This window comes from Pseudomonas sp. BP11-1-1 (genome assembly GCF_052112105.1).
GTDB classification, from domain to species: domain Bacteria; phylum Pseudomonadota; class Gammaproteobacteria; order Pseudomonadales; family Pseudomonadaceae; genus Aquipseudomonas; species Aquipseudomonas alvandae.
Window position 1 is genome coordinate 54,230 of record NZ_JAUTYU010000022.1, and the last position, 25,053, is coordinate 79,282.

Annotated in this window: 23 protein-coding genes and 1 rRNA gene; 15 read left to right on the forward strand and 9 right to left on the reverse strand. The window is 61.4% G+C overall.

The features are described from left to right. Positions 1-59: 59 nt before the first annotated feature. Entirely contained in the window at positions 60-2,330 is a 2,271-nt protein-coding gene (gene rlmKL / locus Q7C33_RS25875; RefSeq protein ID WP_323155686.1) for a bifunctional 23S rRNA (guanine(2069)-N(7))-methyltransferase RlmK/23S rRNA (guanine(2445)-N(2))-methyltransferase RlmL, read from the reverse strand. 531 nt (positions 2,331-2,861) lie between these two features. Here rlmKL and rmf point away from each other — a divergent pair. Then, a complete protein-coding gene (gene rmf / locus Q7C33_RS25880; RefSeq protein ID WP_003223300.1) occupies positions 2,862-3,077 on the forward strand; it encodes a ribosome modulation factor in 216 nt (71 codons plus the stop codon). A 207-nt stretch (positions 3,078-3,284) separates the two neighbouring features. On the opposite strand, the gene Q7C33_RS25885 is transcribed toward rmf, so the two are convergent. Then, the gene (locus tag Q7C33_RS25885; protein ID WP_030140869.1) at positions 3,285-4,304 is read right to left on the reverse strand and encodes a quinone-dependent dihydroorotate dehydrogenase; all 1,020 of its coding nucleotides are present in this window, start codon (positions 4,302-4,304) and stop codon (positions 3,285-3,287) included. A 234-nt stretch (positions 4,305-4,538) separates the two neighbouring features. On the opposite strand from Q7C33_RS25885, the gene Q7C33_RS25890 reads away from it, so the two are divergent. From Q7C33_RS25890 to Q7C33_RS25905, 4 genes are all read left to right on the forward strand, one after another. Further along, positions 4,539-5,750, forward strand: coding sequence for a CmpA/NrtA family ABC transporter substrate-binding protein (locus tag Q7C33_RS25890; protein WP_407684357.1), 1,212 nt, complete (start codon positions 4,539-4,541; stop codon positions 5,748-5,750). A gap of 14 nt (positions 5,751-5,764) precedes the next feature. Then, complete coding sequence (locus Q7C33_RS25895) at positions 5,765-6,340, forward strand: ANTAR domain-containing response regulator (protein WP_025212689.1); 576 nt, start codon at positions 5,765-5,767, stop codon at positions 6,338-6,340. Between the two features lie 621 nt (positions 6,341-6,961). After that, positions 6,962-8,173 carry a nitrate/nitrite transporter gene (locus tag Q7C33_RS25900; RefSeq protein WP_181286957.1) on the forward strand — a complete coding sequence of 404 codons (1,212 nt, stop codon included), beginning with the start codon at positions 6,962-6,964 and terminating at the stop codon, positions 8,171-8,173. A 9-nt stretch (positions 8,174-8,182) separates the two neighbouring features. After that, positions 8,183-9,853 (forward strand): protein kinase domain-containing protein, encoded by a 1,671-nt coding sequence (locus Q7C33_RS25905; protein ID WP_407684358.1) that lies wholly within the window; start codon positions 8,183-8,185, stop codon positions 9,851-9,853. A 51-nt stretch (positions 9,854-9,904) separates the two neighbouring features. On the opposite strand, the gene Q7C33_RS25910 is transcribed toward Q7C33_RS25905, so the two are convergent. Beyond that, positions 9,905-10,639, reverse strand: coding sequence for a thioesterase II family protein (locus tag Q7C33_RS25910; protein ID WP_198797597.1), 735 nt, complete (start codon positions 10,637-10,639; stop codon positions 9,905-9,907). Positions 10,640-10,770: 131 nt separating this feature from the next. On the opposite strand from Q7C33_RS25910, the gene tam reads away from it, so the two are divergent. Then, positions 10,771-11,541: a trans-aconitate 2-methyltransferase gene (tam, locus tag Q7C33_RS25915; protein ID WP_407684359.1), complete on the forward strand. Its 771-nt coding sequence runs from the start codon at positions 10,771-10,773 to the stop codon at positions 11,539-11,541. A 134-nt stretch (positions 11,542-11,675) separates the two neighbouring features. Here tam and Q7C33_RS25920 read toward each other — a convergent pair whose 3' ends face one another. After that, positions 11,676-12,128: a carbohydrate binding domain-containing protein gene (locus tag Q7C33_RS25920; RefSeq protein WP_217861531.1), complete on the reverse strand. Its 453-nt coding sequence runs from the start codon at positions 12,126-12,128 to the stop codon at positions 11,676-11,678. Between the two features lie 202 nt (positions 12,129-12,330). On the opposite strand from Q7C33_RS25920, the gene Q7C33_RS25925 reads away from it, so the two are divergent. Beyond that, complete coding sequence (locus tag Q7C33_RS25925) at positions 12,331-13,464, forward strand: cupin-like domain-containing protein (protein WP_407684360.1); 1,134 nt, start codon at positions 12,331-12,333, stop codon at positions 13,462-13,464. A 165-nt stretch (positions 13,465-13,629) separates the two neighbouring features. On the opposite strand, the gene Q7C33_RS25930 is transcribed toward Q7C33_RS25925, so the two are convergent. Beyond that, positions 13,630-14,802: an MFS transporter gene (locus Q7C33_RS25930; RefSeq protein WP_407684361.1), complete on the reverse strand. Its 1,173-nt coding sequence runs from the start codon at positions 14,800-14,802 to the stop codon at positions 13,630-13,632. 158 nt (positions 14,803-14,960) lie between these two features. Here Q7C33_RS25930 and Q7C33_RS25935 point away from each other — a divergent pair, with 158 nt between their 5' ends. The 4 genes from Q7C33_RS25935 to Q7C33_RS25950 all read left to right on the forward strand — a co-directional run bounded on the left by Q7C33_RS25935 (position 14,961) and on the right by Q7C33_RS25950 (position 19,045). After that, positions 14,961-15,761: an SDR family oxidoreductase gene (locus tag Q7C33_RS25935; RefSeq protein WP_407684362.1), complete on the forward strand. Its 801-nt coding sequence runs from the start codon at positions 14,961-14,963 to the stop codon at positions 15,759-15,761. Beyond that, entirely contained in the window at positions 15,754-17,577 is a 1,824-nt protein-coding gene (locus Q7C33_RS25940) for a glycoside hydrolase family 15 protein (RefSeq protein WP_407684363.1), read from the forward strand. The genes Q7C33_RS25935 and Q7C33_RS25940 overlap by 8 nt, the downstream gene beginning before the upstream one ends. Before the next feature lie 159 nt (positions 17,578-17,736). Then, positions 17,737-18,114, forward strand: coding sequence for a hypothetical protein (locus tag Q7C33_RS25945; RefSeq protein ID WP_030140860.1), 378 nt, complete (start codon positions 17,737-17,739; stop codon positions 18,112-18,114). 28 nt (positions 18,115-18,142) lie between these two features. After that, positions 18,143-19,045 carry an alpha/beta fold hydrolase gene (locus Q7C33_RS25950; protein ID WP_407684364.1) on the forward strand — a complete coding sequence of 301 codons (903 nt, stop codon included), beginning with the start codon at positions 18,143-18,145 and terminating at the stop codon, positions 19,043-19,045. Here Q7C33_RS25950 and Q7C33_RS25955 read toward each other — a convergent pair. Next, on the reverse strand, positions 19,014-20,000 hold the full coding sequence (locus Q7C33_RS25955) for a GlxA family transcriptional regulator (protein ID WP_407684365.1): 987 nt from the start codon (positions 19,998-20,000) through the stop codon (positions 19,014-19,016). The two genes, Q7C33_RS25950 and Q7C33_RS25955, sit on opposite strands and share 32 nt — an antisense overlap. Positions 20,001-20,099: 99 nt before the next feature. On the opposite strand from Q7C33_RS25955, the gene inhA reads away from it, so the two are divergent. Next, a complete protein-coding gene (gene inhA, locus Q7C33_RS25960; protein ID WP_407684366.1) occupies positions 20,100-20,786 on the forward strand; it encodes an isonitrile hydratase in 687 nt (228 codons plus the stop codon). 65 nt (positions 20,787-20,851) lie between these two features. Here the strand turns inward: inhA and Q7C33_RS25965 are convergent, their stop codons facing one another. After that, positions 20,852-21,589 carry an SDR family oxidoreductase gene (locus Q7C33_RS25965; RefSeq protein ID WP_407684367.1) on the reverse strand — a complete coding sequence of 246 codons (738 nt, stop codon included), beginning with the start codon at positions 21,587-21,589 and terminating at the stop codon, positions 20,852-20,854. A gap of 199 nt (positions 21,590-21,788) precedes the next feature. Here Q7C33_RS25965 and Q7C33_RS25970 point away from each other — a divergent pair, with 199 nt between their 5' ends. Further along, on the forward strand, positions 21,789-22,736 hold the full coding sequence (locus Q7C33_RS25970; protein WP_407684368.1) for an AraC family transcriptional regulator: 948 nt from the start codon (positions 21,789-21,791) through the stop codon (positions 22,734-22,736). A gap of 174 nt (positions 22,737-22,910) precedes the next feature. Continuing rightward, positions 22,911-23,162 (forward strand): hypothetical protein, encoded by a 252-nt coding sequence (locus tag Q7C33_RS25975; protein WP_030140854.1) that lies wholly within the window; start codon positions 22,911-22,913, stop codon positions 23,160-23,162. A 510-nt stretch (positions 23,163-23,672) separates the two neighbouring features. On the opposite strand, the gene Q7C33_RS25980 is transcribed toward Q7C33_RS25975, so the two are convergent. Continuing rightward, positions 23,673-24,131 (reverse strand): SRPBCC family protein, encoded by a 459-nt coding sequence (locus Q7C33_RS25980; protein ID WP_030140853.1) that lies wholly within the window; start codon positions 24,129-24,131, stop codon positions 23,673-23,675. Between the two features lie 121 nt (positions 24,132-24,252). Here Q7C33_RS25980 and Q7C33_RS25985 point away from each other — a divergent pair, with 121 nt between their 5' ends. Further along, entirely contained in the window at positions 24,253-24,654 is a 402-nt protein-coding gene (locus Q7C33_RS25985) for a lysozyme inhibitor LprI family protein (RefSeq protein WP_407684369.1), read from the forward strand. Positions 24,655-24,747: 93 nt separating this feature from the next. Here the strand turns inward: Q7C33_RS25985 and rrf are convergent. Then, positions 24,748-24,863 (reverse strand): 5S ribosomal RNA (rrf, locus tag Q7C33_RS25990). Positions 24,864-25,053 lie beyond the last annotated feature (190 nt).

A 25,053-nucleotide genomic window follows, 5' to 3' on the forward strand; every position in this document is an offset into this window, starting at 1 on the left:
GCCCCAAAAACACCCGGAAGCCTTGAATTTCAAGGCTTGGGTGGATCCAATCAACGAGATCAGCGTGCCGTGATTTTCCATGCGCGGTGAATCTTGCTGTTTCGGGCGAAATCCGGATCGATGGTCTTCGCGGTGATTTCCTCCACCGCGTAACGCTCGGCCAAGTTCTCTTCGAGTTGGAACTTGCGGAAGTTGTTGGAGAAATACAACACGCCGCCCGGCGCCAGGCGCGCCATGGCCAGGTCCAGCAACTGGACGTGATCGCGCTGCACGTCGAACACGCCTTCCATGCGCTTGGAGTTGGAGAAGGTCGGCGGATCGATGAAGATCAGCTCGTATTCGTCACGGCTGGCTTCCAGCCACGCCATCACGTCACCCTGCTCCAGGCGGTTCTTGTCGGAAAAGCCATTGAGCGACAGGTTGCGCCGCGCCCAATCCAGGTAGGTTTTCGACAAATCGACGCTGGTAGTGCTGCGGGCACCGCCCTTGGCAGCGTGGACGCTGGCGGTCGCGGTGTAGCAGAACAGGTTGAGGAAGCGCTTGCCGGCCGCTTCTTTCTGGATTCGCAGACGCATGGGCCGGTGATCGAGAAACAGCCCGGTGTCGAGGTAATCCGTGAGGTTGACGAGCAGCTTCACGCCGCCTTCGTTGACTTCGGTGAACTTGCCTTGGGCACTCTGGCGCTCGTACTGCTTGGTGCCGCTCTGGCGCTCGCGGCGCTTGATGATGACGCGGCTCTTGTCGACGTTCAAGGCCTGGGGGATCGCCGCCAGCGCATCGAACAAGCGGGCCGAGGCCTTTTCCGGATCGATGGACTTCGGCGCGACGTACTCCTGCACGTGAACCCAATCGTGGTACAGGTCGATGGCCATCGAGTATTCCGGCATGTCGGCATCGTAGACGCGATAGCAGTCCACGCCTTCACGCTTGGCCCACTTGCTCAGCAGCTTGAGGTTTTTCTGCAGGCGATTGGCGAACATCTGCCCGCCTTCGCTCAGGCGCGCCTGCTCGACCACGGGGGCCGGTGCCGGCGCTGGCTTGATCGGGTTGCCGTTCTTGTTGTACTGACGCTCCTGCGGGACATCCGGGGTCTGGTCGTAGGCGGATTGCTCACGCTCGGCCTGGCGCTGTTCCGGGGTGCGGCGCTCGCCGGTGACGAACTGATCCGGCAGCACCTTGATCAACAGCAGCTTGCAGGGCAAGGCGCCGTTCCAGAACGAATACTGCTTGTGGCTGCGAATGCCCATGCGCTTGCCCAGGTCCGGCGCGCCGGTGAACACCGCGGCCTCCCAGTTCAGGCAGGCCTGGCGCAGGCGTTCGCCGAGGTTCTGATAGAGATAAAGCAGGCTGGCTTCATCGCCCAGGCGCTCGCCATACGGCGGGTTGCAGATCACCAGGCCTTTCTGGTTCTGGTCCGGGCGCGGCTCGAAGGTGGCGACTTCGCCCTGGTAGATCTTGATCCACTCGCTCAGGCCCGCGCGCTCGACGTTGTTGCGACCCGGCTGGATCAGCCGTGGATCGGCCTCGTAGCCGCGAATCCACAACGGCGGCTTGGCCAGCCCGGCAGCGGCGCGTTCAGAGGCTTCTTCATGAAGCTTCTTCCACAACGCCGGCACATGGCCGAGCCAGGCGGTAAAGCCCCATTGCTGGCGACGCAGGTTCGGCGCCATGTCGGCGGCGATCATGCCGGCTTCCACCAGGAACGTGCCGACGCCGCACATCGGGTCGGCCAGCGCCCCGCCTTCGGCGGCAATGCGCGGCCAACCGGCGCGGATCAGGATCGCGGCGGCGAGGTTTTCCTTCAGCGGCGCGGCGCCTTGCTGCAGGCGATAACCGCGCTGGTGCAGGCTGTGGCCGGAAAGGTCCAGGGAGAGGATCGCTTCGCCGCGGTCCAGGCGCAGGTGGATGCGCAGGTCCGGGTTGAGCTTGTCGATGGACGGGCGCTCGCCCGACGGGGTACGCAGTTTGTCGACAATGGCGTCCTTGACCTTCAAGGCGCCGAAATGGGTGTTGTCGATGCCCGAGCCGTGGCCGCTGAACTCCACCGCCAGGGTGCCGTCGGCGAGCATGTGGTCTTGCCAGTCGACATCCAGCACACCGTGGTAAAGGTCTTCGGCATCCTTCATCGGGAAGCGCTTGAGCACCAGCAACACGCGGTTGGCCAGGCGGGACCAGAGGCAGAGCCGATAGGCCGTCTCCATGTCAGCGTTGCCGCGCACGGCCGAGGTGTGCTCGCGCGCCTCTTCAAGGCCAAGCCCGACGGCTTCCTCAAGAAGCAGGCCTTCGAGGCCCTTGGGGCAAGTGAGGAAGAGTTCAAAACGGTCAGACATGGGATTTCCAGAGCCTTTGGCTAAGTGGGACGGGCAACGCATTGCCGGGCCGGGTTCAATCAGGTGCTTTTCTCAAGAGCACCCGCGTGGCACGAAAGTGTGCCGCTCCGTCCTCGCCGCTCAGGTTCAAAGAGCTTAGATGCGAGGACAGATAAAAAATTCTGTGCAACAAATTGTGAAAAGTTGTCCCTTTCGTCGATTAGTACCCGAGTGCAACAGGGGGACATTCTCATTCGTTTCCGGCGACCGCCTTTCAGCGCAGGGCTGATCATACAGGGGTCTTGCTCAAAAGCGGGCGTCGAACATCGTGTTACTTATCGCACTAACATCTTTATTGTTACGTGCTTATGACAAAACGATCATTCCATCCGTGTGACGCTTTGGTTAGAACTCACCACAGGTTGACGTCGCAACGGCGTCAACACCTTGGCTCGTCACGCCGGCAACGAGCCACCAACGGCAGAATGATTCTGCCCCGGCCTCGATAGAGGTCGACGCTAAGCAACAGTCAACAAGTGAGGGCAACACCCTATGAGAAGACTTAAGCGTGATCCGTTGGAAAGAGCTTTTTTACGCGGTTACCAATATGGCGTTGGTGGTAAATCCCGTGAGCTTTGCCCCTTTACTCTACCGTCGGTACGTCAAGCCTGGATCAATGGCTGGCGGGAAGGACGCGGCGACAACTGGGACGGTATGACCGGCACTGCGGGTATCCACAGACTCAACGAACTTCACGCCGTCGGCTGACACAGGGCCTATTACTCAAGAACTCGACAATCTGACATCCAAACCGATTTAACCACGCACGTCCCATCCGGACGGCGGGCTGCGGCCCAGGGGGCTCCTTCAAGGAGCCCTTTTTAATGCCCGGGTTTCTTGGACTTGAGCTGCAAACACTGCTGTGGCGAGGGGATTTATCCCCTCGCCACAAATGGACCTCACCAACCTTAGGAATCACCCCAACGCCGCAATCGCATCCACCGACTCGCGAATCAACGCTGGCCCCTTGTAGATGAACCCCGAATAAACCTGCACCAGGCTCGCCCCGGCGGTGATCTTCTCGGCGGCGTGGCGGCCTTCGGTAATCCCGCCCGCCGCGATGATCGGCAAGCGTCCCGCCAGCTCCCCCGCGAGGACTTTCACGGTATGGGTACTCTTGTCGCGCACCGGCGCGCCAGACAAGCCGCCCGCCTCGTCGCCATGCTCCAACCCTTCGACACCTTCACGGCCCAGCGTGGTGTTGGTGGCGATCACCGCGTCCATGCCAGTCTCGATCAGCGCCTGGGCTACCTGGACGGTTTCCTCGTCGCTCATGTCCGGGGCAATCTTGATCGCCAGCGGCACATGTCGGCCATGGGTGACCGCCAGCTCCGCACGGCGCCGGGCCAGGTCGGCCAGCAGTTGCTTGAGCGAATCACCGAACTGCAGGCTGCGCAGCCCCGGGGTGTTCGGGGAACTGACGTTCACGGTGATATAGCTGGCGTGGGCGTAGACCTTGTCCAGGCAGATCAGGTAATCGTCGACGGCACGCTCCACCGGGGTGTCGAAGTTCTTGCCGATGTTGATGCCCAGCACACCCTTGTACCTGGCCGCCGCGACACGGGCCAGCAGGTGATCGACGCCCAGGTTGTTGAAGCCCATGCGATTGATGATCGCCTCGGCCTGGGGCAGACGGAACAGTCGTGGCTTGGGGTTGCCCGGCTGCGGCCGCGGCGTCACGGTGCCGATTTCCACGAAGCCGAAACCCAATTGCGCGAAGCCGTCGATGGCCGCGCCATTCTTGTCCAGACCCGCCGCCAGCCCGACCGGGTTGGGAAACTCCAGCCCCATGACCGTCACCGGCAGTTTCGCCGGGGCCTTGCACAGCAGACCGTTAAGGCCCAAGCGCCCGCCCGCGCCGATCAAGTCCAGGGACAGGTCATGGGAGGTTTCCGGGGAGAATTTGAACAGCAGTTCACGGGCCAGGGTGTACATGGGCGGCTTTGACTCGGGCGACGAAATGAGGCGGCGATTATAGCCGCGCAACGGTGTCGCAAGCGAGGCGCTCGCACAAAACCACAGCGCTGGCATATGCCTTGCACCTTTTTGGCCATCAGCGCCCCATGCCAACGACGGAATGAGTGCCGCACTGTTTCAAAGGACAACGGCGTCGGCGTCCGGCCTCTCCTGGCCAGGACACGGCGCCTTTTCATGTGGAAGGTGATATCGATGAATGAAGTTCCAGCCACGCCCCTGGCCTGGGTCAATGGCAGCGATGCCCCAGAAAAGAGCGCGATCAACCTCGGCTTCATGGCCTTGAGCGACTGCGCCCCGGTGGTGGTGGCCGCCACCCAAGGCTTCGCCCAACCCTACGGCCTGACCCTGAATCTCAAGCGCCAGGCATCCTGGGCCAACCTGCGGGACAAGCTGGTCAGCGGTGAAATCGATGCCGCCCACAGCCTCTATGGCTTGATCTACGCAGTGCATCTGGGCATTGGCGGCGTCGCACCGACGGACATGGCCGTGCTGATGGGGTTGAACCAGAACGGCCAGAGCATCAACCTCTCCCACGGCCTCCAGGCCCAAGGCGTGACCAGTCCTGAAGCACTGGAACGGCACGTGCACCAAACTCGCCCGAAACTGACCTTCGCCCAGACCTTCCCCACCGGCACCCATGCCATGTGGCTCTATTACTGGCTCGCGGCCCAGGGCATCCATCCGCTATCGGATGTCGACAGCGTCGTGGTGCCGCCGCCGCAGATGGTCACCCACCTGCAAGCCGGGCGCATCGACGGTTTTTGCGTGGGCGAGCCCTGGTGCGCCAGTGCGGTAAAGCAAAACCTTGGTTTTACCCTGGCGACCACCCAGACCATCTGGCCCGACCACCCGGAAAAGGTCCTCGGCTGCACCCGCGCGTTCGTCGAGCAATACCCCAATACCGCCCGGGCGCTGGTAATGGCGATCCTGGAAGCCAGCCGCTTCATCGAGCAAAGCACTGAAAACCGTCGCAGCACCGCACAACTGTTGAGCGCACCCGAATACCTCGACGCGCCGCTGGACTGCATCGAGCCGCGCCTGCTGGGCATCTATGCCGACGGCTTGGGCAACAGTTGGCAGGACCCCCATGCCATGCGCTTCCACGGAGGCGGCGAGGTGAACCTGCCATACTTATCCGATGGCATGTGGTTCATGACCCAGTTCCGTCGCTGGGGCCTGCTGCGTGAAGACCCGGACTACCTGGCCGTCGCGCGCCAGGTCCAGCAGCTCAAGTTGTACCGTGAAGCCGCCGCGGCGCTGGGCGTAATCTCCCCAGGCCAGGACATGCGCAGCAGCCAACTGATCGACGGCACCACCTGGGACGGCACTGATCCGGCCGGGTACGCCCGCAGCTTCAAACTGCACGCCTTGAGCGATGCGGCTCCCCTTCTCGCCAGCCGCTGACAGGAGCCACGACCATGCTGCGTATCCTGCTGATCAACGACACCGCGAAAAAAGTCGGTCGCCTGAAAGCCGCCCTGATTGAAGCCGGTTTCGAAGTGATCGACGAATCCGGCCTGACCATCGACCTGCCGGCGCGCGTCGAAACAGTGCGTCCGGACGTGATCCTGATCGATACCGAGTCACCCGGACGCGATGTGATGGAGCAAGTGGTGCTGGTCAGTCGTGACCAGCCGCGACCGATCGTCATGTTCACCGACGAGCACGACCCGGATGTAATGCGCCAGGCGATCAAGTCGGGCGTCAGCGCCTACATCGTCGAAGGCATCCATGCCGCGCGCCTGCAACCGATCCTCGACGTCGCCATGGCCCGCTTCGAAAGCGACCAGGCCCTGCGCGCCCAACTCCTGGCCCGGGACCAGCAACTGGCCGAACGCAAGCGCATCGAACTGGCCAAGGGCATGCTCATGAAGATGAAGGAGTGCAACGAGGAACAGGCCTACACCCTGATGCGCCGCCAGGCCATGAGCCGCCAGCAGAAGCTGATCCAGGTGGCGGAGCAGATCATTGCCATGAATGAGCTGCTGGGCTGAAAGCCTTGTAGCGCAGGGCCTGCCGCCATCGCGAGCAGGCTCGCTCCACAGGGAGCCCCGGGCTGGACTTCATATTTGTCGCACCACAAATCAACTGTGGGAGCGAGCTTGCTCGCGATTGCGATCTAATGTTCAACATCGATATCGACTGACCCACCGTCATCGCGAGCAAGCTCGCTCCCACAGGAAGTCCCGGGGTAGACTTCATATTTGTCGCACCACAAATCAACTGTGGGAGCGAGCTTGCTCGCGATGGCGATCTAACGTTCAACATCGATATCGACTGACCCACCGTCTTCGCGAGCAAGCTCGCTCCCACAGGAAGTCCGGAGTGGACTTCATATTTATGAACGCCACAAATCCACTGTGGGAGCGAGCCCGCTCGCGAAGGGCTCGCCCCGAATTATCAGGTTGGCACAGATCTCGCTTAACCCACCCCACAGGTAACCAACGGCGGTTGCCCCACCTACGACAAAGACGTCGCATACCCCATTGCCCTCCAGCAATCCGGGTTGCGGCGTTTTTTTGTTTTGGTCCTGCGGGACCGGTGGTGCGACCACAGGCGGCGCACTGCTCAAAGCACTGACTCATTTCTCGAGACTTTTACAGCTGAGGTGCGCGATGAATTCAAGCTTCTGGAAATCCGGCCATACCCCGACACTGTTCGCAGCCTTCCTCTATTTCGACCTGAGTTTCATGGTCTGGTACCTGCTCGGCCCGATGGCGGTGCAAATCTCCGCCGATTTGCATTTGAGCACCCAACAACGTGGCTTGATGGTGGCGACGCCCATTCTGGCCGGCGCGGTGTTGCGCCTGTTCATGGGGTTGCTGGCCGACCGCCTGTCACCCAAGACCGCCGGCATGATCGGCCAAGTCATCGTGATCGGTGCCTTGTTCTGTGCCTGGAAACTCGGCATCCACAGTTATGAACAAGCGCTGCTGTTGGGGCTGTTCCTGGGCATGGCCGGGGCCTCGTTCGCCGTGGCGCTGCCATTGGCGTCCCAGTGGTACCCGCCGCAACATCAGGGCAAGGCCATGGGCATCGCCGGGGCCGGTAACTCGGGCACCGTGTTCGCCGCCCTGGCCGCGCCGATCCTCGCGGTGTCGTTCGGCTGGACCAACGTGTTCGGCTTCGCGCTCATCCCGCTGATCCTGACCCTGATCGCCTTCAGCTTGATGGCCAAGAACGCCCCCGAGCGCCCCAAGGCCAAATCCATGGCCGACTACCTCAAGGCCCTGGGCGATCGCGACAGCTGGTGGTTCATGTTTTTCTACAGCGTGACCTTCGGCGGCTTCATCGGCCTGGCCAGCGCCCTGCCCGGCTACTTCAACGACCAATACGGCCTGAGCCCGGTCACCGCCGGCTACTACACCGCCGCCTGCGTCTTCGGTGGCAGCCTGATGCGCCCACTGGGCGGCGCCTTGGCAGACCGTTTCGGCGGCATCCGCACCCTGCTGGGCATGTACACCGTGGCGGCTATCTGCATCGCTGCCGTGGGTTTCAACCTGCCGAGTTCCTACGCGGCGCTGGCACTTTTCGTGTGCACCATGCTCGGCCTGGGTGCAGGCAACGGTGCGGTATTCCAACTGGTGCCACAACGTTTCCGTCGCGAAATCGGCGTGATGACTGGTTTGATCGGCATGGCCGGCGGCATCGGCGGCTTCGCCCTGGCGGCGGGCATGGGTGCGATCAAGCAGAGCACCGGCAGCTATCAACTGGCGTTGTGGTTGTTCGCCAGCCTCGGTGTCCTGGCCTGGTTCGGCCTGCATGGCGTCAAGCGTCGCTGGAGAACCACTTGGGGTTCGGCCGCCGTCACCGCTGCTCGGGTATAACAGCCCACCATGAGCCTGCAATTGAGCTTCGCCGAGGCCAGCGCCATCGGCCCCCGGGAAGAAAACCAGGACGCCCTGCGCCTGGTCACCCCCGCCCCGGCCTTGGCCGCCAGCAAGGGTTATCTGTTCGCCATCGCCGACGGCGTGAGCCAATGCGCCGATGGCGGATTGGCCGCCCGCTCGACCTTGCAAGCGCTGGCCTTGGATTACTACTCCACGCCGCAAACCTGGGGCGTGGCCCAGGCGCTGGACCGGCTGTTACTGGCACAGAACCGCTGGTTGCAAGCCAACGGTGGCGGGCAACCGCTGCTCACCACCGTCAGCGCGCTGGTGCTGCGGGGCCGGCGCTTCACCCTGGCCCATGTCGGTGATTGCCGGGTCTACCGTTGGCAAGCCGATCATCTGCAACGGATCAGCGAAGATCACGTCTGGGAACAACAGGGCATGCAACATGTGCTCAAGCGCGCGCTGGGGCTGGATCAACACCTGATCCTGGATTTCCTCGACGGGGAACTGCGCGAGGACGAGACCTTCGTGCTGCTCAGTGACGGCGTGTGGGCAGTACTCGGCGACACCGCCATCGCCGGCATTCTACGTGACCAGCCAGACCTCGAACTCGCGGCCCAGACACTGGTGAACGCCGCCCACCTGGCCGGCAGCCAGGACAACGCCAGTGCGTTGCTGGTGCGCGTCGATGCCTTGGGCGAAGCCAGCATCGGCGATGCGTTGATCCAGCTCCAGCAGTGGCCGTTGCCGCCGACGCTGAAACCCGGCCAAGCCTTCGAGGGTTGGCAGATCGAAGGTTTGCTCGGCCAGAGCCAGCAATCGTTGCTTTACCGGGTCCACGACGGCCAGGGCCAACCCTGGCTGCTGAAAACCTTGCCTGCACAGCTGCGGGACGATTCCCGGGCTGGGCAGGCCTTGTTGTCGGAAGAATGGTTTCTCAAGCGAGTCGCCGGCAGGCAATTTCCCGAAGTGCATGGCGTGCCCCAGCGCCAGCATCTGTACTACGTGATGCGCGAATATTCGGGCATGACCCTGGCCGAGATGTTCGACCGGACCGGCACGCTGCCCCTGGCGCAATGGCAGGACCTCGCACAACGGCTGGTGCGGGCGGTGGGCCTGTTGCATCGACGGCAGATCTACCACCGCGACATCAAGCCGGAAAACCTGCACCTGGGCGACGACGGCGAACTTCGCCTATTGGATTTTGGCCTGGCGTATTGCCCAGGCTTGTCCGAGGACCAGGCCAACGTTCTGCCTGGCACGCCCAGCTACATTGCCCCGGAAGCCTTCGGCGGTGCCGCGCCGACTGCTCAACAGGATTTGTACTCGGTCGGCGTGACCTTGTATTTCCTGCTGACCGGGCACTATCCCTACGGTGAAGTCGAAGCCTTCCAACGCCCGCGCTTTGGTGTGCCGGTCAGCGCCAGCCGCTATCGACCGGACCTGGCCGAATGGCTTGGCCAAAGCCTCGAACGTGCCGTCGCGGCGGACCCGGGCCAGCGCTTTGAAACCGCCGAGGAATGGTTGCTGTTGCTGGAACAGGGCGAGCGCCGCAGCTTGAGCGTAAGGCCCCGGCCCCTGCTGGAGAGAGAACCGCTGAAGGTCTGGCGAACGTTGGCGCTGGTGTCGCTGGTCGTGAATATCGTGCTGTTGTTCCTGGTATTCCACGGCTGAAATCGGTCGCTCCCCGCAAGGGATTGTCTTGCGGCAAGCCTGGAAATCAGCTCAAGCACTGATCGCCAGGCCATGCCGGCGATGATGCATGCTCAACTGATCCTTGATCAGCCGCAGCACCCGGGCTTCGTGTTCATGGATAAAGAAATGCCCGCCCGCGAGCATGTCCACGGAGAAACTGCCGCAGGTTTCCCTGCTCCAGCCAATCAGTTGTTCCGTGGTGGCCTTGTCGGCCGCGCCGCCGAGCACATGCACGGGGCAGTTCAGCGGTGATCGGAGCTTGGGTTGGTAGCGCCCGCAGAGCAGGAAATCCGCCCGCAGCACGGGCAAGGTCAGGGCCATCAGTTCTTCGTTGGCCAACACCTCTTCGCTGGTGCCATTGAGGGTGCGCAACTGGTCGATCAGTTCCGCATCGGTTTTCGGCTCGGCGAAGCCGCGATCGTAATCGGCGCGCATCGTCGGCGCCGCAGTGCCCGAGGCAAACAGCGCCACCGGTTCCGGGCAACCCAGCTCGCGCAGGGCATGGGCGAGCTCGCAGGCCAGCAAAGCCCCCAGGCTGTGGCCGAACAGGGCGTAAGGAGCCCGGAGCGTCGGGTACAGCTCCCGTGCCAGTTGCTTCGCCAATGGCCCCATGTCGGTGTGCAGCGGCTCGGCAAAACGCGCCCCGCGCCCCGGCAATTCCACCGGTTGCACCGTCAGCCACTGTGGCACCTTGCGCCGCCAGCGGCTGTAAACCATCGCACTGGCGCCTGAATATGGCAGGCACAGCAGGGTCAGTTGGGTCACTGCGGTTTTCTCCGATCGTTTGTATAAAAAGAATAACGAGGCCGGGCCGTGGAAAATTAGTCACCGGCCCCACGTCCGGATGCGGCTTATAATGTCCGCCCCATGGCTTTGGTCTGCCCAAGGAGAACACAATGAGCTGGTCCGCCCAACAATATGTTGCTTTCGAACAGGAACGCACCCGCCCGTCCCGCGATCTGCTGGCAGCGATCCCGCAAATGCAGGCGCGCCAGGTGATCGACCTGGGCTGCGGCCCCGGCAACTCCACCGAATTGTTGGTGGACCATTTTCCCGGCGCAACGGTGCGTGGCCTCGACAGTTCCGCCGATATGGTCGAAGCCGCCCGCAAGCGCTTGCCCAACGTGTCATTCGACACGGCCGACATCGGCCGCTGGAACGAAAACGGCCCCTTCGACGTGATCTTCGCCAACGCCGTGCTGCAATGGCTGCCGGACCACGCCACCCTGCTGCCATCGCTGGTGGACAAGCTCAAGCCAGGTGGCAGCCTGGCGATCCAGATGCCCGACACCCTGCACCAGCCGTCCCATCGCTTGATGCGAGACATCGCTGCCAGCGGCCCCTGGGCCAGCCAACTGGCCGGCGCAGCCGATTCTCGGACCGAGGTGGAGGATGCCGCCACCTATTTCAAGATCCTCAAACCCCATTGCACTCGCGTCGATGTGTGGCGCACCACCTACCACCATCCGCTGGCCGGTGGTGCCTCGGGAATCGTGGAATGGTTCAAGGGCAGCGGCCTGCGTCCGTTTCTCGAACCCTTGGATGAAGCACAACGCGAGGACTATCTGAAGCAGTACCACCAGGCCGTCGAACAGGCTTATCCGGCCCTGGACGATGGCTCGGTCCTGCTGCCGTTTCCAAGGTTGTTCATCGTCGCGACGCGCTAGGGCGATGGTCGGGAATGAGGACAAAACACCAGGCCGAACCGGTCGCAACAAAAGGAAAAAGAACTGAGAATAGTGCGAAACCATTCCCTGCTCTAATCTCAAACAAGTTAAAGAATTACAAACACGTAGAACGGCTAAAGCTCTCGAATATGAATATTATCAACATCAACAATTGGATCACCAAAATCAACAAGTGCTTGACGGATCCAGATTTCTCCAGCACCCGCGTCCTCACTCGTCATAGTAAACGTGAACTTATAGGTCTCCCAATGAGGTGTTACTTTAAAGTTTTCGTTCCCTTCTTCTGCAGCGCCATAGACAGTCATAGCCAGATACGCACGCCCATAAGTTTCAGAGGTTCCTCGAGCCAGAACGCTCATCTCATAACTTTTACCTAAGACGAAAGAAATTCCTGTATGAGCCAATCTGGGAAATTTACCAACCGCGACCAGTTCACAGTAATAGTTACCCTTTTGCCCCTCTTTGATGGATGCGTTTTGCACTAACACCCAACCGTTGGTGTTTCGACCTGAAAAATCAGTATAGTGATCGAGTTTATTTATTCCGGTTGATTTTGAAGTAGTCATGGTTGAACGTCCTCTGTGTATTGAAGTGTTATTCAATCCCGTTCCTGAATTACTGGCTACTGTCAAACTTTACAGGTACGGGGCCTTTCCCGACTGATGGCCAGAGAGTCATTTACTTAGGCGATGGTCGGGTGGCGAGGGCTAAATTTCTGATCCAGGCCCTCGTTACCTGCTAAGACCAAAACCCGCAAGAGTGATCGCCGTGGACCTGCAAACCATCCTGGGCAAGCTGTTCGCCAATGCCGGCGCCGTTGGCATCGAAGGCGTTTTCCAATTCGTGTTCGGCCCGCACCAGGCGTTCTGGTCCGAGGTCAAGGCCAGCAGCCACACCCAGGCTGGCCGCCACGCCAGCCCCGACGTGACCATCGAAGTGGCGGAAAATGACTTTCTCGGGATCATGGCCGGCTTGGCCAACGTCGAGGAACTGTTCGCCAGCGGTCGCCTGAAGATCGGCGGCAACATGGGCCTGGCGACGTTATTGCCGCAGATCATCGACCATGCGCGCCACGGCAATCGGCCGGTGGAAAAGGTCGACATGAACAAGCGCTACCCGACCCCATCGCGCTTCAGCGAAACCCTCACCGCCAGCCTGCCAATCCAACGCACCATCGAGCGTCAGCCGCGCAGCGAGTTATCGGTGCAAGACTTCCAGGCGCGCTATCTGCCCCATGGCATCCCGGTGATCATCAGCGATGCGCTGCAGGACTGGCCCTTGTTCAAGCTCAGCCGGGAACAAACCCTGGTGCATTTCGCCGAGCTGCAAGGCATCACCCGCCATGGCGATTATGTGAAGAAGACCTTTTCCACCGAGCGGGACTTTCGCTCCACCTCCATGGCGGACTTCATCGCCTCCCTCGACAGCCCGGCGCCCAAGCGCGCCGACGGCGAACCACCGGCCTACATGGGCAACAATATCTTGCCGGCGCAGTTGATGGAGCTGATCAAATATCCGCCCTATTTCGATCCGTCGCTGTTCATTCCGCCGCGCATCTGGATCGGCCCCAAGGGCACCCTCACGCCGCTGCACCGCGACGACACCGACAACCTGTTCGCCCAGGTCTGGGGCCAGAAAACCTTCACCCTCGCCGCGCCCCATCACCGCGAGGCCCTGGGCACCTGGTCGACCGCGCCCCAAGGCGGATTGGACGGCTGTGACTTCAACCCGGACGCGCCGGACTACGAGCGTTTCCCCAGCGCCCGGAACGTGACGTTCATGCGGGTGACGCTGGAGGCCGGGGACCTGCTGTTTTTGCCGGAGGGTTGGTTTCACCAGGTGGAGTCGGTGTCCACCTCGCTGTCGGTGAATTTCTGGGTGAATTCGGGGCGGGGTTGGTAGCGGTAGGAGACTGCCCTTGTGGCGAGGGAGCTTGCTCCCGCTCGGCTGCGTAGCAGACGCCGCTTTCCAGTTCAGAAATGTGGGGCCGCTTCGCCCGAAGCGTCGGACCGTCCCAGCGGGAGCAAGCTCCCTCGCCACGGGAATGGTGCCTGGCAAGCCTGTCGCTCACCTTTGCTGACGATAACTCTGCACCGCCGCTCCCAGCACCACCGCCCCGGCCGCAATCGCCAGCCAGAACCCACTGCGTGCGCCAAACGTATCCACCAGCCACCCCGAACCGGCCGCGCCGATCGCCACGCCGATGCTCAGGCCGGTCACCAGCCAGGTCAGGCCTTCGGTCAGCCGGGCCGGCGGCACGATACGCTCCACCAGGGCCATGGCGACGATCAGCGTCGGCGCGAAGAACAACCCGGCGACGAACACGGCCAGGGACAAGCCGAGGATATTGCTCGCCAACAGCAACGGCAGCGTGGTGACTGCCGTCGCTACGCCGCCATACAGGAACAGCCGCGGCAATGGCAGTTTCGAGCGCAGCGCGCCGAACGCCAGCCCGGCCAGGCACGAACCGATCGCATAGACCGACAGCACGATGCTCGCCGCCGCGGGCTGCCCCTGCTGCTGGGCGAACGCGACGCTGACCACGTCCACCACCCCGACGATGACACCCATGGCGACCATCAACGACAGCAGCAAAAGCACATCGACTGAACCAATGATCGAGCCCTGATGATGCGCCTGGTGCGGATGCACCGGCGGCTCGGTGCCACGCTGCAGGACAAACGCCGTGACGCCGATCGCCAGCAGCAACACCGAGGCCAGCGGCCCCGCCTCGGGAAACGCCACCACGCACAAACCCACCGACAACGGCGGCCCGACGATGAAGCAGACCTCGTCCAGCACCGACTCCAGCGCATAAGCGGTGCGCAATTGCGGCTGGCCGCGATACACCTCGGTCCAGCGCGCCCGCACCATCGCCGACATACTCGGCATGCAACCGGCCAGCGCGGCGAACAGGAACAGCGTCCAATGGGGCGCCTGCAATCGCGTGCACAACAACAGCATCAACAACGCCCCGCCGCCCAGCAACGCTGACACCGGCAACACCCGCCCCTGGCCGAAACGGTCCACCAGCCGCGACACCTGGGGCGCGCAGAACGCGGTCGCCAAGGCAAACGTCGCCGCCACCGCGCCGGCCAATCCATAGCCGCCCTTGAGTTGCGCAAGCATGGTGATCAGGCCGATGCCGGTCATTGATATGGGCATGCGCGCGATCATCCCCGCCAGCACGAAGCCGCCGCTGCCGGGGGCAGTGAACAATTCACGATAGGGGTTTGCCATGGGACGCAGCCTCAACAAGGGCCTGCAACTTGCCATAAACGACCGGGCCGGGGAAAGCGCAAAACTGTGGGTGAAATGTGAAGACTGTTTCCCACAAATGAACTCTCGGCACGTGGCGCCAGTCAGCAAGTAAGGCCCTCAGTTCAAGGTGCTACCCCATGCAGATTTCCCTCGCCCGACAAGTAGCCTTGGTGACCGGCGCCAGCTCCGGCATTGGCGCTGGCTCGGCAAAGGCGCTGGCGGCGGCCGGTGCCGCCGTGGTCCTCAACTACCATTCCAGCGCCGGCCCGGCCGAAGAGCTGGCCCGCGAGATCAACGACAGTGGCGGCCGCGCCATCGCCATCGGCGCCGACGTGTCGAAGGAGCAGGACGTTGAACGCTTGTTCGCCCAGGCCCTCGACGCCTTCGGTACGCTGGACATCCTGGTCGCCAACTCCGGCCTGCAAAAAGACGCTGCCGCCGTCGACATGAGCCTGGACGACTGGAACACCGTCATCGGCGTCAATCTCACCGGCCAGTTCCTCTGCGCCCGCGCCGCCCTGCGAATCTTCAACCGCCAGGGCATTCGCCAAGGCGTGTCCCGCGCCGCTGGCAAGATCATCCATATGAGTTCGGTGCACCAGCGCATTCCCTGGGCCGGCCACGTCAACTACGCAGCATCCAAGGGCGGCATCGACCAGCTCATGCAGACCCTGGCCCAGGAAACCAGTTACCAGCGCATCCGCATAAACAGCATCGCCCCCGGCGCCATTCGCACGGCGATCAACCGGGAGGCCATGGAGGGCGACAATGAGCAGAAAATCCTGGAGCTCATCCCCTACGGTCGGGTCGGCGATGTGGAAGATGTCGCCAACGCGGTGGCCTGGCTGGCGTCGGATTTGTCCGACTATATCGTGGGCACCACGCTGTTCATCGATGGCGGAATGAGCCTCTATCCGGGGTTCCGCGGCAATGGCTGATCATGACGAACCGCAAAGCCCCATCGAGAACCACGGGATCATTGGCGACATGCGCACTGCTGCGCTGGTCAACGATCGTGGCAGCGTAGATTTTTTCTGCTGGCCGGAATTCGACAGCCCGTCGATCTTCTGTTCGCTGCTGGACACCGCCGAGGCCGGTATCTTCCAACTCGCGCCGGACTTGCCGGATGCCCGTCGCCAGCAAATCTACCTACCCGACACTAACGTCCTGCAGACCCGCTGGCTAAGCGACGGCGTTGTGGTGGAGATTACCGACCTGCTGCCCATCGGCGACAGCGAGGATGACCTGCCTGTGCTGATGCGGCGGGTGCGCATGACGGTCGGCAGTGCGACATTTCGCATGCGTTGCGCGGTGCGCCATGACTATTCCCGTGCCGCGACCACGGCGCGCCAGGACGGCGACCACGTCATCTTCGAGGCCGCGCAACAACCGAGCCTGCGCCTGTGCGCCGACCAGCACATGACGCTGGACGGCCAGGCGGCGGTGGCCGAGTTCACCCTGGCGCAAGGCCAGACGGCGGAGTTTCTTCTCGGAGGCATCGACGACACGCGCCTGGTGGATGACACCAGCACGCTGTGCCTGGAGCGAACCCTAGCGTTCTGGCGTGGCTGGATCAGCCAATCCAACTACCGCGGTCGCTGGCGAGAAATGGTCAACCGCTCCGCGCTGGCGCTGAAACTGCTGACGTCACGTAAACAAGGCGCCATCCTCGCCGCCGCCACCTTCGGCCTGCCGGAAACACGCGGCGGCGAGCGCAATTGGGATTATCGCTACACCTGGATCCGCGACGCCTCGTTCACCGTCTACGCATTCATGCGCCTGGGCTTTGTCGATGAAGCCAACGCCTACATGCGCTGGCTGCGTGGCCGGGTCAGCGACTGCCGCGATCAACCGACCAAACTCAACATCCTCTACGGCCTGGACGGTCGGCTTGAGCTGCCCGAAACCGAACTGACACACCTGAGCGGCTACGGCAACGCGCGGCCGGTGCGCATCGGCAACCTGGCGTACGAGCAAGTGCAGTTGGACATCTTCGGTGAGTTGATGGACGCGGTGTACCTGGTCAACAAATACGGCGAAGCCATTTCCCATCAGGGCTGGAAACACACGGTCGATGTGGTGGACCAGGTGTGCACGATCTGGCAGGACAAGGATGTCGGCATCTGGGAAATGCGCGGCGAGGAGCAGCATTTTTTGCATTCGCGGCTGATGTGCTGGGTCGCCGTGGACCGCGCCATTCGCCTGGCAAGCAAACGCTCCCTGCCCGCCCCGTTCGCCCGCTGGGATGAGACGCGCCAGGCCATCTACGAAGACATCTGGACGAACTTCTGGAACGACGAGCATCAGCATTTCGTCCAGCGCCTGGGCAGCACCGCCCTCGACGGCTCGATGCTGTTGATGCCGCTGGTGCGCTTCGTCAGTGCCCGCGACCCGCGCTGGTTGTCGACGCTGGACGCCATCGAAAAGGACCTGGTGCGCGACGGTATGGTCTATCGCTACCGCACCGACGACGACCCTATCGACGGCCTCATTGGCACCGAAGGTTCATTCGTCGCTTGCTCGTTCTGGTACGTCGAATGCCTGGCCCGCGCTGGCCGCGTGGAAAAAGCCCAACTGGAATTCGAGCAGTTGCTGCGCTACGCCAATCCGCTGGGATTGTATGCCGAGGAATTCGACAGCCACGGTTATCACCTCGGCAATCTTCCCCAGGCGTTGAGCCATTTGGCGCTGATCAGCGCGGCGACCTTCCTGGATCGCAAGTTGAGTGGAGAGAAAAATCATTGGCAGCCGTGAGCTGCGCTCGGACTAGTAGTGGAAATGTTCCTTTTGTGGCGACCGTCCACATTTCATCCTTATGCCTGTGCCAGGTTGCCAGCCCCGCATCCCTCTCCTAAGATCGATGCACGCAAGGGTGCAGCGGAGCTGCCCTAAAACCCGATTCAAGGACCCGACATGACCCATATCAAACGCTCAATCACCACCGAGCCCCGATCAGGGCTGACCCGCGAAGAACTCTGGGACGAACAGGACAAGGGCCTTATCAAATGCTGGGAAATCGGTCGCGACCGGGCGGCGAGGTTCCCCGAACTGGCGCAACGCTGTTTGGCCGGTGAACTGCCGGTGCTGGGTTGGAAAGGCGGAGTCAGCCGCAGCCTGAAGAAAACCGCCAAGTTCGGTTGTCTCAAGTACCTGGCCCAATGGCAGGGCCTGCGCGGCGAAGACCTCGACATCGACCTGACCCAGGAGCGCACCCTGACCTGCTCCAGCACGAACATGGTCGTGACGTTCACACCGGACCGGGCCAAATACCTGAACCAGGAGCCCGCCTGACCCCAACCGATTGAAGCCGGAGACCGACATGACATCTGCGCCCAAGGTCAATTTCGCGGTGACGCCACTGCTGCGCATCGCCTACGAAGAACACGGCCCTGCCAGCGGCGACCCGATCATCCTGCTGCACGGCTTCCCCTATGATCCGCGTACCTTCGATGAAGTTGCCCCGGTCCTGGCCCAACGCGGCTATCGAGTCATCGTGCCGTACTTGCGCGGCTACGGCCCAACCCGGTTCAACAACCCAGCCATCGCCCGCTCCGGGCAACAGGCGGCGTTGGCCCAGGACCTGCTGGACCTGATGCACGCGGTCGACATTCCCCAAGCGGCGCTGTGCGGCTATGACTGGGGAGGCCGCGCCGCCTGCATCGTCGCCGCCCTGTGGCCCGAACGCGTGCGCTGCCTGGTCGCGGGCGACGGCTATATCGTGCAGGACATTCCTGGCTCGACCCAACCGCTGGGTCCCGAAGATGAACATCGCCTGTGGTACCAGTATTACTTTCACACCGCCCGGGGCGTCGAAGGCCTGACGCAGAATCGGCGTGAACTGTGCCAATTGCTCTGGCGCCTCTGGTCGCCAACCTGGAAACGCGGCGCCGAGCTGTATCCGCTCACCGCCCCGTCATTCGAGAACCCGGACTTTGTCGACGTGGTGATTCATTCCTACCGGCATCGCTTCATGTACGCGCCGGGAGATCCGACGCTTGAGTGGATGGAGGAGCAACTGGCGGCGCAACCGGCCATCAGCGTGCCGAGCATTTCCCTGCGCGGGGCCGATGATGGTGTGGGACCGCCGTCCGAACACGACGAAGATGCCGGGCATTTTACCGGCCACTACGAACGCCGCGTGCTAGCCGGCGTCGGCCATAACATTCCTCAGGAAGCCCCCGAGGCTACGGTCAAGGCGTTACTGGATCTGCTTGAGCGTTGAATCGCTCCCGATAGGCCTGGGGCGTCACGCCCACGGCTCGCAAAAAGCTGCGGCGCAGGGTTTCTTCGCTACCGAAGCCACATTGCAGGGCGACGCGCTTGACCGGCACCGCGCTGTCGGCAAGCAGGCGGCGGGCGGTCTCGACGCGGATCAGTTCCACGGCGCGGGCCGGGGTCTGGCCGGTCTCGGCGCGGTAATGACGGACAAAACTGCGTTCACTCATGCCCGCCTCGGCAGCCAGGCTCGACAAGCCCAGGTCCCGCGTCAGGTGCTCGGCGATCCAAGCATGTAATTTATCAAAGCGACCGCCCTGTTTTTGTAGCGCCAAGGTAGCGCTGAACTGCGATTGCCCACCAGGACGCTTGAGAAACACCACCAAGTGCCGCGCAACCTCCAGGGCCATCGCCCGACCAAGGTCCTCTTCGACCAACGCCAGTGCGAGGTCGATCCCGGCCGTGACCCCGGCCGACGTCCAGACCGAGCCGTCCTTGATGAAAATTGGATTGGGTTCGACTTGCAATTGCGGGTGTTGCTTGGCCAGTTGTTCGCAGCGGGTCCAGTGAGTCGCCACCCGGCGCCCGTCCAGCCAACCACTTGCCGCCAATAGGAACGCGCCGGTACACACTGACGCGACCCTTCGCGAGCGCACTCCTTGGTGTTTGACCCAGGCCACCAGGGCCGGATCCTCGGCGGCTTCGTATACGCCCCAACCACCGGCGATCAACAACGTGTCGCTGTCTTCGTCGGGGAGCGGCTCGGCCATCAGCGCCAACCCCGCCGAAGACATCACCGCCCCGCCACCGGCAGCGACGACGGTCGGTGCATACGGCACCGGCAATCCTTGCCCACGGGCCAGATCGTTGGCCGACGCGAATACCTGCAAGGGCCCTGTGACGTCCAACACCTGAACGTTTGCAAAGGCCAGCACATGAATGGATTTCGGCGTATCTGGCATATTGGCGTGATTCGTGGGCTGATTGGCGAATACGCCAGATCCTACGAGCCTACAGTGAAACCGTCCACCCCTCGGGGACCATCCACAGGAGAAAGCGACATGACATTGCAGATTGGTTTTCTGTTATTCCCCCAGGTGCAGCAACTGGATCTCACCGGCCCTTATGACGTGCTGGCCTCCCTGCCCGATGTGAAAGTCCACCTGATCTGGAAAGACCTGGCGCCCGTTACCGCCAGCACCGGGCTGGTCTTGCTGCCGACCACTACGTTCGAAGATTGCCCGACGCTCGACGTGATCTGCGTCCCCGGCGGCAGCGGCGTCGGTCCGCTGATGGAAGACGAGCAGACCCTGGCTTTCATTAAGCGCCAGGCAGCCCACGCCAAGTACATCACCTCGGTGTGCACCGGTTCGCTGGTACTCGGCGCGGCGGGATTGTTGCGCGGCAAGCGCGCCACCACCCATTGGGCTTTCCACAGCCTGCTGCGACCGTTGGGCGCGACCCCCATCAAGGACCGCGTGGTACGCGATGGCAATCTGTTCACGGGCGGTGGCATCACGGCGGGCATCGACTTTGCCCTGACCCTGGCGGCAGAACTGTTCGACCGGGACACCGCCGAGCTCGTCCAATTGCAGCTTGAGTACGCCCCCGCCCCGCCGTTTGTCTCTGGGAGTCCGGACACTGCGCCGGCTAAAGTGCTGGAAGAGGCCAACCGGCGCTCGGCGGAGTCGCTCCGGGTGCGTTCGCAGATCACTCAGCGGGCTGCGGCGCGGCTGGAAAAGGCGTAGCGCTAAATTTCAGCCAGGCAAGCGGATGTTCTGCCTGGCTGAAACGGATGTCGAACCGGTACGCCTCAATACGGGCTGGCCGTTGGCCGTACCACCAGTTCACTGACGTCCACGTCCGCCGGCTGTTCGATGGCGTAGGCAATGGCCCGGGCAATGGCCTCGGCGGGGATGGCGATCCTGCGGAACTCGCGCATCTCGGCGCGTCCGCCTTCGTCGGAAATACTCTCGGCCAGTTCCGATTCGGTGACGCCCGGGGAAATTACCGTTACGCGAACGTCTCCACCCACCTCCTGGCGCAGGCCTTCGGAAATGGCCCGCACGGCAAATTTCGTGGCGCAGTAAACCGCGGCCGTTGGGCTGACCGCGTAGGCACCGATGGAGGCGATATTGATGAACTGGCCGCTGCGCTGGCGTTGCATCAATGGCAGGCCGGCGGCGATACCGTGGAGCACGCCACGGATGTTGACGTCGATCATGCGATCCCATTCCTCGACTTTCAGGGCCTCGAGCTTGGAGAGGGGCATGACGCCGGCGTTATTGATGATCACATCGAGTCGGCCGAATTTTTCGACGGCGAAATCGATCAGGTTCTGGACGTCATCGCGACGGGTCACGTCCACGGCTTTGCAAGCGGCTCTCTGGCCAGCGGCCTCAATTTCTTGCACGAGCCTCTGCAAACGGTCCACGCGTCGGGCACCCAATACGACGCAAGCCCCCCGGGCCGCCAGCAAGCGTGCTGCCGCCTCACCAATCCCGCTGCTAGCGCCAGTGATGACCACGACTTTGTTCTGAATATCGGACATGATGAATCCCTCGTCTGGATGTGTTGGCTCCTGGGTGGAGCGTTTCGACAGGTCCAGATTAGGGATTCGCTCTGCGCTTCGGTTAGCCGGATTCTCCTGCGCATTTGCACGATCCTGTAACGATAACGCCTCTGGCCGTCGCGGCTGCAATCAGCTTTACTAGCGCGATCCATTGAATTGGCCAGGGAGATTGATCGGCATGTCGGTATCCACGTCCATCACCATCACGCCCGATAACCGCGTAGACCTGCGTCGCGCCGAACTGGCGAGCCTGATGAAGCGCTTCGCCCCGGAATATGGCGTTCACGCCACGGCCATCGAGGCGCTGCACCTTATCCGCAGCGACCAACCCACCGAAGCCCTGCATGTCGTACACAAGCCGGGGCTCTGCGTCATTGTCCAAGGGCGCAAAGAAGTCACGCTGGCGGATGAACGCTATGTCTATGACCCGCTCAATTATTTGGTAGTCTCGGTGACGCTGCCTCTGGCCGGCCAAGTGATCGAGGCCAGTCCCGAGCAACCGTACCTGTGCATTCGCCTGGACATTGATCCGGCCCAGATCTGTAGATTGATCGCTGATGCCAGCCCCATCGGCGTACCGACCGAAAGGGCCGATCGTGGATTGTTCCTGGATCGCATTGATGAACCCTTGCTCGACGCAATGCTGCGCTTGCTGCGGTTGCTCGACAGCCCGGAAGACATCGCCACCCTTGCGCCGTTGGCCCAGCAGGAGATTTTCTACCGACTGTTGCGCGGTACCCAAGGCCGGCGCCTGCATGAAATCGCGATTCCTGACACCCAGGCCCACCGCATCAGCCGGGCCATCGAGTGGCTCAACAGCCACTATGCCGAACCGTTGAGCATTGAGAGCCTGGCGCAAATGATCAATCTCAGCCCTTCGGCCCTGCATCATCGCTTCAAGGCCGTGACCGCCATGAGCCCGCTTCAATACCAGAAACAACTGCGCCTGCAGGAAGCCCGACGGTTATTGTTGGCCGAGAACGGCGACGTTTCGTCAATCGGCTACAAGATGGGCTATGAAAGCCCTTCCCAGTTCAGCCGTGAGTACAGCCGTTTATTTGGCGCCTCGCCCAGCAAAGACATCGCTCGTCTGCGAGCCATGGCATTACAGGCCAGCAGCGCCTGATTCGACATGCAAACAGGATCAGGCAAACGCAAGGCAGTTTCGGACTAACGACGTCCCCCTCCTCATTCCTATTCTGAACCCATGCAGTAAGACAACCGTCCAGCTGCAACGGGTTCAGCAGATCTCGATATCTGAACGACCCGGCACTCACCCCATTGATACCGGAGTCACGCTATGAAAACTTTCAATTCGTCGCTCGCCATTATTGCCTTCGCCTTGAGCACCACGGCAGTTGCCCTGCCAAGCCAGCAACAGGACCGCTTCTTTACCCAAGCGCTTGATCAACAGCAGTCCGTAGCAGCAGACGGTACGGAGCGTACCGCCGGTGGCCGCGCACTGGCTGCCGATGGCTCGGAGCGTACCCCTGGTGGGCAGGCACTGGCTGCTGATGGTTCGGATCGAGTACTGGCCCGACGTCTGGCATGAGAGACCTACTTTGTTGCAGACGAAAAAAAACCCGCCTAGGCGGGTTTTTGAGGACCTATTAGACTCCTGTCCGGCACTCCATGCCTGGTCCCATCATCCGTGACCCCGAGCACTCCCTGTACTCAACGGTTGTACATAGATTAGTCCCGTCGCGTACGAGGGCAAAGACGATAAAGCAGCAATGGCGTGTAAGTTTTTCGCCATGTAGCGTTTTCGACAACTTTTCAACAGACGAAAAAAAACCCGCCGAAGCGGGTTTTTCCAAGACCATTACGACTCCCTGTCGATAGCTTTCCTTGCAAGGCCGATCATCCCTGATCCTGAGCACTCCCTGTGCTTCAGTGGATGGGGTCAGAATACGCGTCGGATCCAAAGTGGAATAGAAGAGATAGCAACCAACGCGTGTAAGACATTCGCCATACCCACCCTTCCGTAAACCCTTAGCCTCTTAAGGGGACCGTTGGGATACCACCGTTTCCCACGCCCTACCGAGGAACGTCAACCTGGAATTCATGCCTTGTTCAAGAACTCTTCAATATTAGCCATTTGCTCATCCCAGCCACGACTGTCCATACGGAAGGCCTTGAGTCGGCGCGCCTCGGGGATATCGTTGAATCCCGATTCCACTACCTTCAGCAGGGTGCCTCCATTCATATCCTCAAGCTCGAATTGCACGCGCGTCTCGGACTCCGAAGAATAATCCATCTCTGGCTGGATGGCATAAGGATGCCAACGAAACGAAAATACCCGCTCGGGCTCGACCCGCTCCACCGCCACATCCCAAGTAAGGTGCTCATAGCCAGGGTAGGTAATCTTTCCTTGGGTCCGCTCCCCCGCAACGAATCGTTTACCCACCAGATTCACGCCAAACCATTGGCCAAAGACCTCGGCATTGGCCAAGGCTCGCCAGACTTGTGAACGCGGCGCCTTGAGTAAGATCTTTCTTTCTATACGATCGGATAAATGCATGGGGTCACCTCCTGTGTTCAACAGTAGGCTTGTAAGACCACGAGTCCAACCGGAAAGTTGTATCGGACCATCGCTTGGGTACATTCCCGCGCCAGTTTCACCCTTCAAGGAGACATTGATAATGTCCACCCGTTTGCTGCTTCCCCTGATTCCCCTGCTGTTCATCAGCACTGTTCAGGCTGATGCTTGCGCCAATGCCACCACTCAAGGTGATATGAATCAATGCGCAGCCCAAGAGAACAAAGCTGCCGACAAGGAACTGAACAGCTTGTACAAACAAATCACAGCACGCTTGATGGACAATGCCCAGGCCAAGCAGTTGCTGGTCAAGGCCCAGCGTGCATGGATCGAATTCCGTGATGCTGAATGCAGCTTTTCCGCGTCCGGAGTCGAAGGCGGTAGCGTCTATCCCATGATTCACGATGAGTGCATTACAAACTTGACGAAGGCACGGGTCGAGGCGCTCAAGACCTACCTAAAGTGCAAGGAGGGAGATTTGAGCTGCCCGGTACCCGAGGCTTGATGGATGGATATTGGAGGGATGACCTCGTCATCCTTTTTTTTCTCAAAAACAAAACCCCTACCTGCGTCAGCAGATAGGGGTTTCGGAATTTAATCTTGACGATGACCTACTCTCACATGGGGAAACCCCACACTACCATCGGCGATGCATCGTTTCACTTCTGAGTTCGGGATGGGATCAGGTGGTTCCAATGCTCTATGGTCGTCAAGAAATTCGGGTACTGAGTCGTGGCCTCATGGCCTCGCTTCAGCAAATTGGGTATGTGACAGCTTTCGGTGCTTGGTGAATTTCGAACTTTCGGTTCATCTCGTCTTCACACACCGCAATCTGGCCTCTTTCGAGTCTACAGATTGCTTGGGTGTTATATGGTCAAGCCTCACGGGCAATTAGTACAGGTTA